16 protein-coding genes are annotated in these 17,020 nt (G+C 62.7%); 10 read left to right on the top strand and 6 right to left on the bottom strand.

The features are described from left to right. Positions 1 to 78 precede the first annotated feature (78 nt). The 6 genes from RA302_RS24820 to RA302_RS24795 all read left to right on the top strand — a co-directional run bounded on the left by RA302_RS24820 (position 79) and on the right by RA302_RS24795 (position 7,053). Entirely contained in the window at positions 79 to 1,242 is a 1,164-nt protein-coding gene (locus RA302_RS24820) for a steroid 3-ketoacyl-CoA thiolase (protein ID WP_030536988.1), read from the top strand. A 34-nt stretch (positions 1,243 to 1,276) separates the two neighbouring features. Further along, a complete protein-coding gene (locus RA302_RS24815; protein WP_007732680.1) occupies positions 1,277 to 3,457 on the top strand; it encodes an acyl-CoA dehydrogenase in 2,181 nt (726 codons plus the stop codon). 7 nt (positions 3,458 to 3,464) lie between these two features. Next, the gene (locus RA302_RS24810; RefSeq protein WP_003940027.1) at positions 3,465 to 4,667 is read left to right on the top strand and encodes a lipid-transfer protein; all 1,203 of its coding nucleotides are present in this window, start codon (positions 3,465 to 3,467) and stop codon (positions 4,665 to 4,667) included. After that, the gene (locus tag RA302_RS24805; RefSeq protein ID WP_030536989.1) at positions 4,667 to 5,536 is read left to right on the top strand and encodes a MaoC/PaaZ C-terminal domain-containing protein; all 870 of its coding nucleotides are present in this window, start codon (positions 4,667 to 4,669) and stop codon (positions 5,534 to 5,536) included. The genes RA302_RS24810 and RA302_RS24805 overlap by 1 nt, the downstream gene beginning before the upstream one ends. Continuing rightward, the gene (locus tag RA302_RS24800) at positions 5,536 to 6,186 is read left to right on the top strand and encodes a PaaI family thioesterase (RefSeq protein WP_003940283.1); all 651 of its coding nucleotides are present in this window, start codon (positions 5,536 to 5,538) and stop codon (positions 6,184 to 6,186) included. Before RA302_RS24805 ends, RA302_RS24800 begins: the two co-directional genes overlap by 1 nt. Positions 6,187 to 6,264: 78 nt before the next feature. After that, on the top strand, positions 6,265 to 7,053 hold the full coding sequence (locus RA302_RS24795; protein WP_007732675.1) for a glucose 1-dehydrogenase: 789 nt from the start codon (positions 6,265 to 6,267) through the stop codon (positions 7,051 to 7,053). Positions 7,054 to 7,084: 31 nt separating this feature from the next. Here RA302_RS24795 and RA302_RS24790 read toward each other — a convergent pair whose 3' ends face one another. After that, the gene (locus tag RA302_RS24790) at positions 7,085 to 7,909 is read right to left on the bottom strand and encodes a mycofactocin-coupled SDR family oxidoreductase (RefSeq protein WP_003940537.1); all 825 of its coding nucleotides are present in this window, start codon (positions 7,907 to 7,909) and stop codon (positions 7,085 to 7,087) included. Positions 7,910 to 8,044: 135 nt separating this feature from the next. Between RA302_RS24790 and RA302_RS24785 the strand changes: the two genes are divergently transcribed. Beyond that, positions 8,045 to 8,200, top strand: a complete 156-nt coding sequence (locus RA302_RS24785) for a hypothetical protein (protein WP_003940615.1) — start codon at positions 8,045 to 8,047, stop codon at positions 8,198 to 8,200. A gap of 40 nt (positions 8,201 to 8,240) precedes the next feature. Here the strand turns inward: RA302_RS24785 and RA302_RS24780 are convergent, their stop codons facing one another. The 5 genes from RA302_RS24780 to RA302_RS24760 all read right to left on the bottom strand — a co-directional run bounded on the left by RA302_RS24780 (position 8,241) and on the right by RA302_RS24760 (position 13,369). Beyond that, positions 8,241 to 9,737 (bottom strand): DUF222 domain-containing protein, encoded by a 1,497-nt coding sequence (locus RA302_RS24780; protein WP_030536990.1) that lies wholly within the window; start codon positions 9,735 to 9,737, stop codon positions 8,241 to 8,243. 76 nt (positions 9,738 to 9,813) lie between these two features. Next, positions 9,814 to 10,329: a nuclear transport factor 2 family protein gene (locus RA302_RS24775; protein ID WP_007732673.1), complete on the bottom strand. Its 516-nt coding sequence runs from the start codon at positions 10,327 to 10,329 to the stop codon at positions 9,814 to 9,816. A 1-nt stretch (position 10,330) separates the two neighbouring features. Further along, a complete protein-coding gene (locus tag RA302_RS24770; RefSeq protein WP_030536991.1) occupies positions 10,331 to 11,227 on the bottom strand; it encodes a TIGR03619 family F420-dependent LLM class oxidoreductase in 897 nt (298 codons plus the stop codon). 13 nt (positions 11,228 to 11,240) lie between these two features. After that, entirely contained in the window at positions 11,241 to 11,711 is a 471-nt protein-coding gene (locus tag RA302_RS24765; protein ID WP_030536992.1) for a nuclear transport factor 2 family protein, read from the bottom strand. Beyond that, entirely contained in the window at positions 11,708 to 13,369 is a 1,662-nt protein-coding gene (locus RA302_RS24760; protein ID WP_007732670.1) for a class I adenylate-forming enzyme family protein, read from the bottom strand. The genes RA302_RS24765 and RA302_RS24760 overlap by 4 nt, the downstream gene beginning before the upstream one ends. A gap of 182 nt (positions 13,370 to 13,551) precedes the next feature. Between RA302_RS24760 and RA302_RS24755 the strand changes: the two genes are divergently transcribed. Genes RA302_RS24755 through RA302_RS24745 form a run of 3 tightly spaced genes read left to right on the top strand, consistent with a single transcriptional unit; the run spans position 13,552 to position 16,960 of the window. After that, on the top strand, positions 13,552 to 15,255 hold the full coding sequence (locus RA302_RS24755; protein WP_007732669.1) for an AMP-binding protein: 1,704 nt from the start codon (positions 13,552 to 13,554) through the stop codon (positions 15,253 to 15,255). Continuing rightward, on the top strand, positions 15,252 to 16,082 hold the full coding sequence (locus tag RA302_RS24750; protein ID WP_030536994.1) for an SDR family NAD(P)-dependent oxidoreductase: 831 nt from the start codon (positions 15,252 to 15,254) through the stop codon (positions 16,080 to 16,082). Before RA302_RS24755 ends, RA302_RS24750 begins: the two co-directional genes overlap by 4 nt. Continuing rightward, on the top strand, positions 16,079 to 16,960 hold the full coding sequence (locus tag RA302_RS24745) for an LLM class F420-dependent oxidoreductase (protein ID WP_030536995.1): 882 nt from the start codon (positions 16,079 to 16,081) through the stop codon (positions 16,958 to 16,960). The genes RA302_RS24750 and RA302_RS24745 overlap by 4 nt, the downstream gene beginning before the upstream one ends. Positions 16,961 to 17,020 lie beyond the last annotated feature (60 nt).

Below are 17,020 nucleotides of genomic sequence, written 5' to 3'. Positions count from 1 at the left end.
TCATTAATAGAATAAATTACAGAAAAATAGACGGTGAGCCAGCTCACCGACCGAAAACTCCACGAAGGAGCGAACATCATGGGTCATGCAGTCATCGTCGAGGCCGCTCGGACACCTATCGGCCGTCGTCGCGGCGCCCTGGCGGGACTGCACCCCGCCGAGATTCTGGGAGCAGCGCAGCTCGGCGTTCTCGAACGGGCAGGCGTCGCACCGGAAGACATCGGACAGATCATCGGCGGCTGTGTCACCCAGGCAGGTGAGCAGTCCAACAACGTCACGCGGCAGGCGTGGCTGCACGCCGGATTGCCGTACAGCACCGCGGCAACCACTATCGACTGCGCCTGTGGATCCGCCCAGCAGGCAGTGCATTTGATTTCAGGCCTGATTTCGTCTGGTCAGATCTCGGCCGGTATCGGCTGCGGCGTCGAGGCTATGAGCCGTGTGTTCCTGGGTCAGGCAAACGCACCCGGAACGGGAAACCCGTACCCGGACGACTGGACCATCGACATGGGTGACCAGTTCACCTCCGCGCAGCGAATTGCCGAGAAGCGTGGGATCACGCGCGCCGACGTCGACGCGTTCGGTCTGGAATCGCAGCGCCGCGCAGCTCAGGCTTGGGCAGAAGGACGCTTCGACCGCGAGATCGTGCCCGTCAAGGCTCCCGTGGTGGACAAGGAAGGCGTGCCTACCGGTGAGATCGCCACTGTCACTCGCGACGGGGGACTGCGTGAGACGACGGCAGAAGCGCTGGCTGGGCTCAAGCCGGTCATCGAAGGCCATATCCACACCGCCGGCAACTCGTCGCAGATCAGTGATGGCGCGGCTGCGGTACTGCTGATGAGCGAAGAGCGCGCACAGGAACTGGGATTGAAGCCCCGCGCGCGGATCGTCGCGTCCGGCATGGTCGGATCCGATCCCTTCTATCACCTGGACGGGCCGATCGAGTCCACCCAGATGGTGCTCGACAAGGCCAAAATGACCTTGGAAGACATCGATCTCGTCGAAATCAACGAAGCCTTTGCCTCGGTCGTGCTCTCCTGGGCGCAGGTTCACGGCGCAGACCTGTCCAAGGTCAACGTCAACGGTGGTGCGATCGCGCTCGGACATCCCGTCGGTTCCACGGGCGCTCGTCTGATCACCACTGCGCTGCACGAACTCGAGCGCTCGAACAAGTCGACGGCTCTGGTCACGATGTGCGCCGGTGGCGCTCTCTCGACCGCCACCATTATCGAACGCATCTGACCCGTACTGACACTGTCGAATTGACGAGGTAGACATGACTATTGGATTGAGTGAAGAAGATCGTGACCTCCGCGACTCCGTACGGGGCTGGGCTGCGCGTCACGCAACACCCACCGTCGTCCGTGAAGCCGTCGAGGCGAAGGTCGAAACTCGCCCCCAACTCTGGAACGGGCTTGCCGAGCAGGGGCTTCTCGGACTACACGTAGCCGAGGAATTCGGCGGCGCAGGATACGGATTGGTCGAACTCGCCATCGTCGTCGAGGAACTTGGACGCTCGATGGTTCCCGGACCATTCCTGCCGACGGTAGTGGTCAGCGCTGTTCTCAGCGATGCCGGAGAAACGGACAGACTGCCGACGCTCGTGGATGGCAGCACGCTCGGAGCTGTTGCACTACAGCCGGGGTCGCTGAAGATCACCCGCGACGGCGACAACACCACCCTCAGCGGAACGTCCAGCCTTATTCTCGGCGGCCATGTCGCTGACCTGTTCCTCCTCGCGACGGACAGCGGATTCGTTCTGCTCGGACGTGACCGCCTCGAGGTCACGGACTTGGCCAGCTACGACGTCGTGCGTCGTAACTCCGAGGTCACCGTCGACGGTTTGGTGCTCACCGATTCCGAGATCCTCACCATCGATACCCAGCGTGTACTCGACATTGCCGCAACACTGTTCGCGGCCGAGGCATCAGGCTTGGCCGACTGGGCAGTCACGACGTCGGCCGACTACGCGAAGGTGCGTCAGCAGTTCGGTCGCCCGATCGGCCAGTTCCAGGGTGTCAAGCACAAGGCTGCACGTATGCTCGCGCTTGCCGAACAGGCACGCGTCTGCGCTTGGGACGCTGCGCGTGCGCTGACTCCCGCCAACGGCGTCGGTGCCGAGGAGGCTTCTCTCGCAGCAGCCGTCGCCGGAGCCACGGCCCTCGAGGCTGGCTTCTCCGTCACGCGTGACTGCATCCAGGTGCTCGGCGGAATCGGCTACACGTGGGAGCACGACGCGCACCTGTACCTGCGCCGCGCGCAGTCCCTGCGAATTCTGCTGGGTTCCACGGCATCCTGGCGTCGTCGCGTTGCCGAGCTGACCATTGCCGGAACCCGTCGCGTGCTCAGCGTCGAGCTGCCGCCCGAGGCCGAGGCGATCCGAGCCGACGTCCGAGCCGAGCTCGCTCCTGCACTCGAACTCGAAGGCGCCGCCCAGAAAACGTATCTCGCGGAAAAGGGCTACACCGCACCGCACTTCACGGCTCCGTGGGGCAAATCCGCCGATGCCGTCAGCCAGCTGGTCATCGCCGAAGAACTGCGCGCTGCGAAGATCAAGCCGCACGACATGATCATCGGCAACTGGGTCATCCCGACGCTCATCGCGCACGGCAACGAAGAGCAGCTCGCCAAGTTCGTCCCGCCGTCACTGCGCGGCGACATCGTCTGGTGTCAGCTCTTCTCCGAGCCCGGCGCAGGTTCCGACCTCGCCGCGCTGAGTACAAAGGCCACCAAGGTCGACGGTGGCTGGAAGTTGCAGGGCCAGAAGGTGTGGACGTCGATGGCACGCGACGCGCACTGGGGAATCTGCCTCGCGCGCACCGACGCCGACGCCCCCAAGCACAAGGGTCTGTCCTACTTCCTGATCGACATCAAGAACAGCGGCCTCGACATTCGCCCGCTTCGCGAGATCACCGGTGAAGCACTGTTCAACGAAGTCTTCTTCGACGACGTCTTCGTTCCCGACGAGTGCCTGGTCGGCGAGCCAGGCGACGGCTGGAAGCTCGCTCGCACCACGCTGGCCAACGAGCGTGTCTCGCTGTCCAACGACTCGTCGCTCGGATCGGGTGGCGAGGCTCTTCTGAGCCTGGTCGACGGACTGCCCGGTGGCATCGACGACGAGCAGCTGACCGTGCTCGGAAAGGTGCTGTGCGACGCGCAATCCGGTGGTCTGCTCGGTCTGCGCACCACGCTGCGCTCGCTCACCGGCGCGCAGCCGGGTGCCGAATCCTCGGTGGCGAAGCTGATCGGTGTCGAGCACATCCAGCAGGTCTGGGACGTGGCAATGGAGTGGGCCGGACCGAGTTCACTTCTGGGCGAACAGCATCGGATGTCTGCAACCCAGATGTTCTTGAACTCGCAGTGCATGTCCATCGCGGGTGGTACAACCAATGTTCAGCTCAACATCATCGGTGAGCGAATCCTGGGTCTGCCTCGCGACCCTGAACCGGGAAAGTGACCTGCACATGAGCAATCGCACCTTCGTCATCGGCGTCGGCATGACCAAGTTCGAGAAGATCGAGACCCGCGACTGGGAATACCCGGACATGGTGACCGAAGCCGTCTCGAATGCCCTGACCGATGCCGGGATCGGCTACGGCCAGATTCAGCGTGCTGCGGTCGGTTACGTGTTCAACGCGTCGACAGCAGGACAGCGAGCTCTCTACGAGACCGGTCTGACCGGCATTCCGATCTTCAACGTCAACAACAACTGCGCGACCGGCTCGACGGCGCTGATGATGGCGCGCGAGTGGGTCCAGGCCGGACAAGCCGAGTGCGCCTTGGCCGTCGGCTTCGAGAAGATGACCAAAACGGCGTTGACCGGTAACGGTGAGATGCCCAAGGTCACGACCTTGGACTCTCAGCTGAAGATCATGGTCGAGGATTACGGGTTCGCCCGATCGCCGATGACAGCTCAGCTGTTCGGTAACGCTGCCGTCGAGCACATGAAGAAGTACGGCACCACGGTCGAGCAGATCGCAGCGGTGGCGGTCAAGAATCACAAGCATTCGGTGAACAATCCGTACGCACAGTTCCGTGACGAGTACACCCTCGAACAGGTACTCGGCGACAAGATGATTCACGAGCCGCTGACACGTTCGCAGTGCTCGCCGACCTCGGACGGCGCCGGAGCCGCGATCGTCGTGAGCGAGAAGTTCGTGCGTGAGCACGGCCTCGAAGACCGGGCGATCGAAATCGTCGCACAGGCGTTGACCACTGACACCGAGGCAGCGTTCGCCGAGAAGTCGATGATCGACGTGGTCGGCGCGCCGATGACGGCAGCTGCGGCAGAGCAGGTCTTTGCGCAGGCCGGGATCACCATCGATGACGTCGACGTCATCGAACTGCACGACTGCTTCGCGATCAACGAGATCATCACCTACGAGGGCCTGGGGATGTGCGCGGTCGGAGAAGGCGGAAAGCTCGTCGAATCCGGCGCGACCACGTACGGCGGCCAGTGGGTCGTCAACCCGTCGGGTGGTTTGATCTCGAAGGGACACCCGCTGGGCGCGACGGGCTTGGCGCAGTGCGCCGAACTCACGTGGCAGCTCCGCGGGACCGCGGATGCGCGGCAGGTCGAAGGCGCTCGTATTGGCTTGCAACACAACCTCGGACTGGGCGGCGCGTGCGTCGTGACGGTCTACCGAGCCGGAACTTTGGAGAACTGATGGCTATCGATCTCGAGGTGGCGTTGGCCGCCGAACCGACTGTGCGCGAGGCGTCGTGGACCGATCGCGACGTCATGCTCTACCAATTGGGACTCGGGGCAGGGGCGAATGCTCTCGATCCCGCCGAACTGACCTGGGTGTACGAAAAGGGGCTGAAGGTACTCCCGACGTTTGCAATGGTTGCAGGCCAGGGAGTTTCGGCGGGTGTACTGCCCGCACCGTCGATGAGTATGCCGGGAATCGACATCGATCTGCGAAAGATCCTGCACGGTGGGCAGTCGCTGGCACTTCACGCGCCCATCCCGTCGACGGGTGCTGCCCGTATTTCCTCTCGGGTCGCCGATGTCTGGGACAAGGGTAAGGCAGCTGTGATCGTTCTCGAGACGGCGGCCGAGGACCTGGACGGGAATCCGTTATGGACCACCGGAATGCAGATCTGGGCGCGCGGCGAAGGTGGATTCGGCGGCAACGCCGGACCCGAAGTTGTTGCCGGGGTGCCTGATCGAGCGCCCGACAAGGTACTGACGTCGAGCACGAGTCCCTCACAGGCGCTGGTGTACCGACTCAGTGGAGACATGAACCCGCTGCACGCTGATCCCTCCTTCGCGAAGATGGCGGGCTTCGATGCACCGATTCTGCACGGCCTCGCGTCGTACGGCATCGTCTGCAAGGCCGTGGTAGACGGGATTCTCGACGGAGATCCGACGCGGGTGAAGAACTACTCGGTGCGGTTTGCCGGTTCGCTTTTCCCCGGCGAATCCATCACCACCTCGGTATGGCAGGACGGCAACACACTGACGTTGGCGGCGACGTGCCCCGAACGCGAGAACTCCCCGGTTCTCACGCACGCAACAATGGAGATCAACTGATGGACCTCGGTTCGCACCCCACAGCAGCGACACATCCGGGCGGCACGATTCTGACGTCGCCGCCGCAGGACGCCCCGGTCGACCGGGCCACGGCAGCAGCGCGTCGCGTTGTCGACGCGATGCTGCGCACCGACCGCGGAAACGCCAATTTGGACCGGGTTGCGGAGGAGCTCAACAGCATTGCCGAGCATCTCGAACAGCACTCACCCGAGGTGGCCGAGCGGTTGATCGACATGTGGAACGGTGAGGGCGTGACTCGTCACGACCCCGTGACCGGCCCCGAGAACGCCATCGCGCCGCCGCTCGTACTGGAAGGGCTCGCTGACGGGTCGGTGCAGGGAGTGGTCACGTTGACGCTGCCGTACCAGGGCCCTCCCGGCCATGTGCACGGCGGTGTTTCGGCGCTGCTGCTCGATCACGTTCTCGGCGTCGCGAACGCCTGGGGTGGAACTTCCGGCATGACAGCACAATTGAGCACTCGGTACCATCGCCCGACTCCGCTGTTCGAGCCACTCACGATCAGCGGCAAATTCCTGTCCAAGGACGGCCGCAAGATTCACACCGTCGGTGAGATCAAAACTGCGGACGGCGAATTGTGTGTGTCGGTAGAGGGACTGTTCATCGACAAGACCGTGCCGCGCCCCAGGTAGGGGCTTCGCCCCCGTGCGCCTTTTTGGTAGTGGGAACTACCAAAAAGGCGCACAGGGGTTCTGACGAAGGAGGGCCCAGTGGGCAAGCTCGACGGACGTGTAGCAGTGGTCACCGGTGCCGGTATGGGCATCGGGCGCGGAGTGGCGGGCGCGTTCGCGCGTGAAGGCGCGTCGGTGTTGGTTGCCGAGATCGACGAGGCAGCGGGCCTCGAAACCACCCAGTGGTTGCGGGACGAATGGGGCGCGGAGGCGGAATTCGTCCGGACCGACGTCACTGACAAAGCTCAGGTTGTTGCCATGGTCGACAAGTCCGTCGAGCGGTTCGGACGCCTCGACATCCTGGTCAACAATGCTTGGCGGACTTTCGGTTTCGCTCGGCTCGAGAAGATGACCGACGAGCAATTGCGCGGCGGTTTCGACATGGCAGTGATGGCGGCATTCTGGGCGATGCAGGCTGCCCTGCCGGAACTGGAGCGTCACGGCACGGGCCGCGTGATCAACATGTGCAGCCTCAACGGCGTGAATGCTCACATGTACTCGGTGCAGTACAACGCGGCGAAGGAAGCATTGCGAACCCTGACTCGCACTGCCGCCCGCGAGTGGGCTCCCAAGCAGGTGAACTGCAACGTCATCTGTCCCGGTGCGCAGAGTGCGGCGTACAAGCGTGTCGCCGAAGCCAATCCGGAGAACGTGGCAGTGATGGCCGCACAGAACCCGATGGGGCGGATCGGCGATCCCCTCGACGACATCGGCCCCGTTGCGGCCTTCCTGGCAAGTGACGACAGCCGTTACGTCACCGGCAACACCCTCTTCGTCGACGGTGGTGGGCACATCAACGGCGTGCAGTGGGCGCCGACCGTCGACTGATCGACGGCGACGCAGCCGGTGTATCCGGCGTCTATTTGGCCGTGAACCCGGCGTCGACCGGCAACGCGATACCTGTGACGTATCGAGCCTGATCCGAAACCAGCCAGGCTATCGCGTTGCTGACGTCGGCAGCTTCGATCAACTCGACGTTCAAGAGGTTGCCCACGTCGGCTCCGCTCGATGTCGGGGAGTCCGCAAACAGCTTCGCGACCGCGTCGTTGACGACCATCGGTGTATTCGCGCCAGTCGGGTGCACGGAGTTGACACGAATATTGTGGGGAGCAAGCCAGTGCGACCACGTGCGCCCAAGCCCCACGATGGCGTGTTTACTCGCGCAGTAGCCGTCGGATCCGCCGGTGCCGTCACCTCCACGACCGACAAGTCCCAGAGTTGATCCGGTAAGTACTATTGCGCCACCTGTACCTTGTTCGATCATCGCGGGCGCTGCGGCCTGGACGGTATTCCAGACGCCGAATAGATTGACCTCCATCTGGTCGCGGAAGGCGCGAGCATCGTCGATATCCGGGGACATCATGCCGATACCGGCGTTGGCCAGGACGATGTCGACGCTGCCCAGCTCCGCAATTCCTTCGGATACCGCAGTTCGCAGTGCGGACAGATCGCGAACATCCACTTCTCGCGCGACGATACTTCGTCCCAGGTTCTCGACCGCTGCTGTTGTCTGCCGCAAATCGTCGGCGGTTCCCATCGGGTAGGCCACCGATTCGATCTGACGGCAGATGTCGAGCGCAATGATGTTCGCGCCCTCCTGCGCCAATCGCACGGCGTGGCTCCTGCCCTGACCTCGGGCGGCCCCGGTGATCAGTGCGGTTTTGCCTTCCAACTGTCCGGGCATGCGTGCTCCGTCCGTCGTGAATCATGATTACTCGGTCATGAGTACTGACCCGAGGGGACGGCGAAATTCGTCGCCGGCGACGTAGTCTGAGTTCAGTTACAGCGGGAACTCGCTTCGGAAGAGAAGAGGCTCGGGATGTCCGATTGGGTGAAGAAGGTCGAAGCTGAAGCCAAAGGGCTCCTCGCCGAGGCGGAAGAAGAGCTGACCGTCCTCGAAGGTGTCGACACCATAGATCCGCTTGCCGACGACGATCCGGCACCAGAAGACGGCACCAAGCCGACGTCAGACTGACCCTGCGACCCGTCGGCGCGCCTCGACACCGCTCGGTATCTCAGAACGGTGGCGGGTCGTCCCCGTAGTCGATGGGTTCTCGGCGGGCTCGCGGTGATTTCCGCCGCTTATATTGAACGTGCTCCTCTGCTCGTTTCTGTATCCGTCGGCGCTGGCGATTGCGTTCACTCTGGATACGGGCAGCTTTGTTCTCCGCCTGGGTCCGCCGATTTCGACCGCCCTGGGGCGGTGTCGGTTCGTGCGATCCAGCCATCAATCCTGCGGGTCGCGTTCGGTAACAATGCCCGGTCGGAGACGTCAGCGACATGGTCCGATCCTCGTTCGACGTGAACCGCCACCGGTCGGAATGCTTGAGGCGATGATGGTTGCGGCAGAACGCACTCATATTCGACGCGATCGTTTTACCGCCGCGTTCGGGGTCGCCATGATGGAACGGTTCATTGTGGTCCAGATCGGAATTCCAGGCCGGGACATCACAATGCAGCCATTGGCAGCTGCCCGCGATGATCCGTAACCAGGTATCGAGAACGGCGCCCGGTCGGTAGACGCGCGCCGAAGCAGACACCGGCTCTACGACGTCATCAGCAGGTGCTCGGACGTTTCGAATTACGGCGTCACGGGCGATATCGCGAGCATGCTCAGCGCTGATCACCCCGTACCCGTCGAGGTGGGCGGGCTCGCCGCCACCGTGCAGAGTGGAATCAGTCATCACGACGTGAACCACGGGCCGACGAACGACAACACCACCGCTACGATCCTGCGGGCAATCAGCTCGGCCACAGTTGCACGGCAAGAATTGTGATCCGTTGGTCAACTCGAAGAGCGCGTCGGCTCGTCGCTGCTCGTACGTTCGTGAGTCGTTTCGGCATACCGACACTGCCAACTCGCGTAGTCGGCCGTCGAATGCCCGAGCCTGCTCTGCCGGAACGCTTCCCAAGATCTTTGCCATCCCGTCCTCGGCAGCGCTGACTCCGACGAACCGATCGGTGAGAGCACGGCGTCGGCGTTCTCGCATACCTTCCGGGTCCACCATCGCCACGATCCGATCGATCGCCGCTGTCAGTCGTCTTCCCGTCAAGCCCGTTCCGCCTGCTACTGGTGGGGCGAGAACCTGCTCGAGCAGTAGTCGTTCCACCTCGTCGATCAATTCGTCTTTCACGTTCGCGGTCGCGGAATCGATCAAACCAACTCGGTACAGATCCAACTCGCCACGCGCCATCGCCGCTCGAGTGCGATGCAGACGAGTCTTTAACGAGAACCCCAACCCGATCAGCTTGCCGGCAGCCGCGCGACCCATCGTCAGTGACGCACCGACTTCCGATTCAGCCAACTCGTGTGCGGTCGACGACCACGCACCACTGGCGACATGCTCCGAGCTTCGCCGCGAAAAGAACTCGGCAATCACAGCGAGCTTGCGTTCGACCAGCATCGCCTCGCATGCATGCAGATCGGTCATGAGATCAACCAGCGCACAATCAGTTTCGGTACCAATCAGCTGTGCTGAGATACCGAAGAGCTCTGTTGTCGGGTTGAACATGCATCGATCTTATTCGAATATGCGTTCGAATGGCGTCGAATTCTTGAATCAGTCGGAATAGTCGGTTTCCTGAATTTCAGTGCATCTCAAGGGTTAGTCGTAATGCTGTCAGCGGATCCGAGGCATCTCGACGCCCACGCGGACCAGGCCCTTCGGGGTTGACGAAGCGGCCCTCGTCCGAGCGAGTCCACTCGCGTACGGCCCATCTCTCCTTGATCGCCCAACGGCCGTCGCGTCGCTCCATGTGGTCGATGAACCGCGCACCACTGGTGAAGTTGATCATTCCGATGTCTTCGGGCCCGCCCCAGTGTGTGGACATCGAATATGCCTCGCTGATCGCGTGGTCGCCGTGCAGTTCGACCAGGTGGTTGCCGATGTGGTGCATCGTGCCGCCGATCGCGGAGAGTTTTGTTGTGGCCCAGGCGATGTACTCGTCGATGGTGCCGTCGAATCCGGTGTGATGGTCGATCGCGTCCGGGTGGTAGGCGCTGCGGACGAGATCGAAGTCGAGGCGATCGATGCCGCGGCAGTACGTCAGAACCACCTCACGAATTGCCTGCTTGTCGATGAGATCCTGCAGTGCCTGGTCCATGTCACGCCTCCTTGATGCTGGTCATCCAGTCGAGTAATTCCGGTAGTTCTTCGGCAGCGCAATCGAATACGGCAGGCCGAAGCACGACGGCAGACGCGCCGCGGTCGGACCAGTCCAGGACCTTGTCAGCGGTTGCCGAGAGGTCGACGGACCGATTGTCGCGCCGAACCGGCGCCGCAGACACTTGCACACGTGCGGTATCCGGCTCGCGGTCGTGGGCTTCGAACGTGTTGCGCAGCAATGTGACACTGTCGGTGAACGTTCCCAGGTCGGTCGGGTTCACGGTCCAACCGTCGGCGACGCGTGCGATGCGGTCGAAGTTCCGCCGGCTTGGTCCGAAACCGAAGAGCACCGGTATTCGGGGTTGGATCGGCAGCGGGAGGCTGTGGTAGTTCTCGAAGGCGAAGTCGCGTCCCTTGAAGGTGGCCGGAGCATTGGTCCACAGTTCGCGACACGCTGCGACAGCCTCCTCCATGCGCCCGAATCGCGCGTCGAAAGGCATGTTGGTAGCGGTGTATTCGGCTTCTTGCCAACCGACGCCGAAACCCATGACGGCTCGACCTTCGGACAATGAGTCGAGAGTTGCAACCTGTTTGGCAAGCACGGCGGCTGGGCGAACAGTGGCGATCAGAACCGATACTCCGAGGCGAGCACGTTCGGTCACCGCGGCGATGGAGGAAAGAAGTGAAATCGGTTCGTACCAAGGGTGATCCAACGGGAACAGGAAGTTGTGTTCGGCTACCCGCTGAGCGTGTGCTTCGGCATTGAACCCGAGATGATCGCCGGTGCAGATCAGATCGATCCCGGCACGGTCAGCACGCGCGGCGAAGTCCAGAACCGGGCGAATCTTGCCGTCGAACAGGGCCTCGAGGCCCAAGATGTTGACGCCGATTTCCACAGTCGTCGTTCCTCTACAGTGCCCGCTTGGCATGCGCGGACATCTCGCCCATATTGTCCAGACAGAAGAGTCTCGAGCTGAACTGCCACGACCCGTCGACGCAGGTGAAGCGATCGAAGTAGCGCCCCGCCAGAATGGGTTGCAGGGCAAGATCTTCGGTACCTTGGATGACCGTGACGTACGAGAGTGCCGTCGCTGATTCACCGTCGACTGCGATTCGCGTGTTGGTCAGCAGATGTTTGGTTCGTGGAACCGGCGGATCACCGTACATTCGAATGAAGCCGCTGCAGGCTGCGAACACTGCGTCGGCGTCGGACGAAATGAGCGTGGTGGCAACCCCGTCCGGCCCGCACTGCCCGTAGTCGGACGAGGCGAACAATGCAGCGACTTCACGCAATCGGCCCTGATCGATCAGATGCGTGTACTCGCAGAGCAGGTCACGGATCGCCGACTCGGCGACGATCCGTGACAGCTCCGCGGTCATACGGTGATCTCGCGCCGAACCATCTTGCCGGTTGCATTGCGAGGCAGCAGATCGCTGGTGATGCGCCACTTCGACGGCACCTTGAAATAGGACAGTCGCTCGGCGGCGTAATCACGCAGCTCCGCCTCCGTTGTGGCGGCTCCGGGACGCAGGACAACCACGGCGGACACTTCCTGGCCGAGGTCGGGGTGCGGCATGCCGATGACAGCGCACTCGATCACGTCGGGGTGTTCGTCGAGCGTCTGCTCGATCTCGGTGGGGTAGACGTTCTCGCCGCCGCGCAGGATCAGGTCGGAACGGCGACCGGTGAGACGGAGACGCCCGTTCTCGATGACGCCGAAATCGCCGGTGCGGAGCCAGCGTCCGGGGGCAATTGCCGACTCGGTCGCCTCGTCGTTCTCCCAGTATCCGAGCATGACGAAGGGGCTGCGTACGCACACTTCACCTTCGATGCCGTCCGGCAGCCATTCGCCGAAGGGATCGCGAATCTCCATCGAGACGGTGATGATCGGACGCCCGAGAGTGCCTGGGAATTCTTCGAGTTCGGCGCCGACGGCGACCGCAATGGCGGTGCTGCATTCGGTGAGGCCGTAGCTGTCGACCAGAGCATTGCGTGCGAACGGCACCTGCTCCTTGAGGCGTTCTTTGAACGCGGGCGACGACGGCGCGGATGCCAGCGAGAATGCAGTCAGCGAAGAGACGTCGTACTTGGCGATGTTGCCGTGCTCGAGTAGCCGCGATGCCATCGTGGGGACAGCACCCCAGTTGGTGACACGCTCGCGTTCGACCAACCCGAGCACCTTGTCGACGTCGAATCCGCCCTCGGTCAGGATGACGGCACTGCCCGTCGCGAGACGGGGAACCACCAGATTGTGAAGGCTGGCGATGTGGAAGAGCGGGGAGGTGAGTAGATAACGCAGTGGGCTCGGCTTGGAAGCGTCGTACTCACGGCCGGTGAATGCGGCGCCGATCGCGTCGCTGTACTTGTGGTAGTCGACGACGGCCATCACGTTGCGGTGCGAATGGAGTGCGCCCTTGGGGCGGCCGCTGGTACCACTGGTGAACAAGATGACGGCGGGGTCGTCCTCGTCGATGTCGGTGCTCGGCACGTCGGAGCCTGCATATTCCGCGATGAGCGCGGGCAGATCCTCTTCCATGGTGAGGACCGTGATGTCTGCCGGCAGTTCGGGGAGGGCGGCGCCGCGCTTGGCGTCCACGACCAGAACCTTCGGACGTGAGAGCTCGATCCCGTGGGTGACCTCGCGCGGAACCCACCAACCGTTGAGACCGACTGCGATCGCGCCGAGCGCCTGCGTCGCGAAGAACGTCATGACCCATTCGGGAGTGTTGGCAGCGAGGATGCCCACACGGTCGCCCTTGCGGACTCCGTACTTGTCCCGCAGAGCAGTTGCCAGCGCGGCAACGGAATCGGCATGCTCGGTGAACGAGATTCGACGATCGCTGGTGACGAGATAGTCGCCGTCGCCCCAGGCGCGAGATGCCGAGATCAGTTCACCGATGGCGTGACCGCGGTTCTTCATCACAGGCATGACGGTGCCGAGAACCTCTTCTTCGACGATCTCGAATGGCCCACCTGGACCGGTGAGGCGTGAGACCGCCTGGTCCAGAAGCAACTGCGGATCTGCGGGGGCAGTCATGGAATGGCCTTTCGTATTGTGGCGCTTTTCACGTCACAAAATCTCACGAGAAAATCATATCTGTGGCGGCGGTTACCACTGAGCGAGACTGGGACCGTTCCGGCTCTGAGGCGTCGATACGTTCGAGTCGTATCGCAGTTGGAGTAATCGACATTCCGATATCGACTAGGACACAGGACACGATGACGAACACCGCCACCGAAGCATCTTCGAATGCAGCTCTTGCAGCTCCTCAGCGCGAGGACGTCGCGCAGATGTTGATCGACCGTCTCGGTGATCAGCACCTGGGCCTGCGGACGCGGACGCAGGACTGGAGCTGGGACGAGGTGGTGCGCGAGAGCGCAGCGCGCGGCTCGCTGGCGAAGTCGCTTCGCGCGCCCGGACCGTTTCACATCGGAGTACTTCTCGAGAACGATCCGGAGTTCCTGTTCTGGCTCGGCGGCGCGGCCCTGATCGGGGCCACGATCGTCGGCATCAATCCGACCAGGCGTGGAGCTGAACTCGAGGCTGAGGTCCGGTACGTCGACTGCCAGCTGATCGTCACCGACAAAGCAGGCTACGAGAAGCTTGCCGGCCTGGACCTCGGGCTGACCGAAGATCGTTTCGTCCTCGTCGACGACGCGTCGTACCCGGACAAGATTGCAGCACATCACGTCGAGTCGCCTCAGATCGACCTCGGTGTCGACGCGTCGACGCTGTTCTTGCTTCTCTTCACCTCGGGCACCACCGGAATGTCCAAGGCAGTGCGGTGCAGCCAGGGGCGTCTGACGCGGTTGGCCTACGCGAACTGCGCCAAGTACGACATCGACCGCGACGACGTCTGCTACTGCTGCATGCCGCTCTTCCACGGCAACGCGTTGATGGCTCTGTGGGCGCCGGCCCTTTCGCAGGGAGCTACGGTCTGCCTCGTTCGTAAGTTCACGGCCTCGGGATTCATGCCGGACGTTCGGTTCTACGGCGCAACATATTTCACCTACGTCGGTAAGGCCTTGGGGTATCTCATGGCGACGCCGGAACTGCCCGACGACATCGAGAACACCCTCACCCACGGCTTCGGGACCGAGGCGTCGCCGGGGGACAAGGCAGAGTTCATCCGTCGTTTCGGTGCACAACTTTTCGAGGGATACGGTTCGAGTGAAGGTGCCGGATCAGTAGTGCTCGATCCGAACCAACCTGCCGGAGCGCTGGGCCGTCCCGCGAGCGAGAACATCGTCATCGTCGATCCAGATACGCGCGAAGAGCGACCCCGCGCAATTCTCGACGAGCACGGTCACGTGCTGAACCCCGACGAATCCATCGGCGAGATGGTCGACAAGGCCGGATCGAAGAAGTTCGAGGGGTACTACAAGAACGAAGACGCGATCGCCGAGAAGATTCGCCACGGTTGGTACTGGACAGGCGATCTCGGCTACGTCGACGAGGCCGGCTTCATCTACTTCGCGGGACGCAAGGGCGACTGGATCCGCGTCGACGGTGAGAACACCTCGGCTTTGATGATCGAGCACATCCTGCGTCGGCACCCCAAAGTGATTGCCACGGGTGTCTTCGCGGTACCGGATCCGCGTTCGGGTGATCAGGTCATGGCTGCGATCGAGGTCGCCGATCTCGCCGATTTCGATCCGGTCGAGTTCGCCGACTACCTTGCCGCGCAGGCGGATCTGGGTACCAAGGCAGCGCCACGATTTGTTCGCGTTTCGACCGACCTGCCCGTCACGGGCTCCAACAAGGTACTCAAACGTGAACTTCAAGCCGATCGCTGGCGGACCGACGAACCAGTGTTCCACTGGGTGGGCCGAGGCACTCCCGAATACACGTTGATGACCGAAGCTGACGTGGTGAACCTGGAGAAGGAGTTCGAGACGCACGGCCGCACGCGGTTCCTGTGAGTGAAGTTGCGCTGGTGACCGGCGCTTCCCGGGGGATCGGCCGAGAGTGCGCGCTGGCATTCGCGCGCGCCGGATTCGACGTTGCAATCACTGCTCGCACCGTTCGTGAAGGAGAGGGGCGGGCAGCCCCGCGAACGAGGCAAGGCGAGCAAGTGATTCCGGTGCCCGGCAGCCTGGAGACGACGGTTGCCGAGATCGAGTCCTTCGGTGTGCGCGCATTGGCCGTTCCGATGAACCTGCTCGATCTGGCATCCGTCCGCGGCGCCGGTGAACGGGTGCTGGCCGAGTGGGGACGTGTCGACGTGCTGGTGAACAACGCCTATGCGCAGACTGTCGGAAACATGGACCGGGTGCTCGACATCGAGATCGACGACGCTCAGGCGATGGCGATCGGGAATTATCTGCACCAACTCGCTCTGGTCCAGGTGATACTCCCGTCGATGATCAAGAGCGGCAACGGCGTAGTGGTCAATCTGGCATCGGGCTCGGCGACCATGGATCCGCCTGCGCCTCCCGGCGAGGGTGGTTGGGGTCTGTCGTACGCCGCGTCGAAGGCGTCGTTCGGACGTATTGCCGGAGCGATCAACTCCGAGTACCGAGACGCCGGAATCAAAGCGTTCAACCTGAGTCCGGGATTTGTCATCACGGAATCAGGGAAAGCCCGTGGTGGCGCGGACGCAATCGTGGACGCCGGATTTGCGGCCACACCGGCATCCGTACCCGCTGCAGCGGCGGTGTGGCTTGCAACAGATCCCGATGCGGACCGGTACCTCGGTCGCGTCGTGGATGGTCCGAAATTGATGGCGACACTGGAGGAAACGGTATGAAGCTCGGCGTGGTCGTTCCGGTCGAACTGGGTCGAAGCGGAGACCCTGATTGGATTCTGCAATTCGCCCGTGCGGCCGAGTCGCTGGGTTTCGACGAGATCTCGGCAGTGGAGCACTCGGTGGTCATCGCCGACACCGAGAGCGAGTACCCCTATTCTCCGACCGGCAAATCGCATCTTCCCGATGACTGCGACATCCCGGATCCGCTCGAACTGCTTTCGTTCGTGGCGGGTGCCACAACCACTTTGGGCTTGTCCACTGGAGTTCTGGTACTGCCCAATCACAATCCGGTAGTGCTCGCCAAACGATTGGCGACGCTCGATCGCCTTTCCGGTGGGCGATTGCGCATCTGCCTCGGCCTGGGGTGGATGAAGGAAGAGATCGAGGCGTGCGGCGGTGACTTCGAGCGCCGCGGCAAGGTAGCCGATGAGGCCATCGCGGTGATGCGTTCACTCTGGGCGGGCAAGGAAGCGGTCGATTTCGACGGCGATTACTTCTCGTTCAAGGGTGCATACAGCTGGCCGAAGCCGCACCGCGAATCCGGAGTTCCGCTCTACATCGGTGGACACAGTCTCGCTGCTGCTCGGCGAGCAGGCCGATTGGGTGACGGTTTCCAGCCGCTGGGACTGGCCGGTGAAGATCTCGACAAGGCCGTAGCAGCGATGAAAGCTGCTGCGGTGAAGGCAGATCGAGATCCTGCCGACGTCTCGCTGGTACTCGGTGCGACACTGCCCAGGCTCGACGAAGCGAAACTCGAGTGGGCACGCGGGTTGGGAGCCGATCGAATCGTGCTGTCCGCCAGTCGTCGTGGCACGTCGCTGGAACTGATCATCGACGAAATGGCCGAATGCTCGAAGCGGCTGGGGCTGAGTAACTAGGAGTGCGGGCGTGACCGGCAGCCATCGGAGCGGCTGCCGGTCATTGCTGTCGGAACGTCG

It is taken from the genome of Rhodococcus sp. DN22 (genome assembly GCF_036669995.1).
Taxonomy (GTDB): Bacteria; Actinomycetota; Actinomycetes; order Mycobacteriales; family Mycobacteriaceae; genus Rhodococcus_F; species Rhodococcus_F erythropolis.
This window is presented reverse-complemented; position numbering and strand designations above follow the sequence as displayed.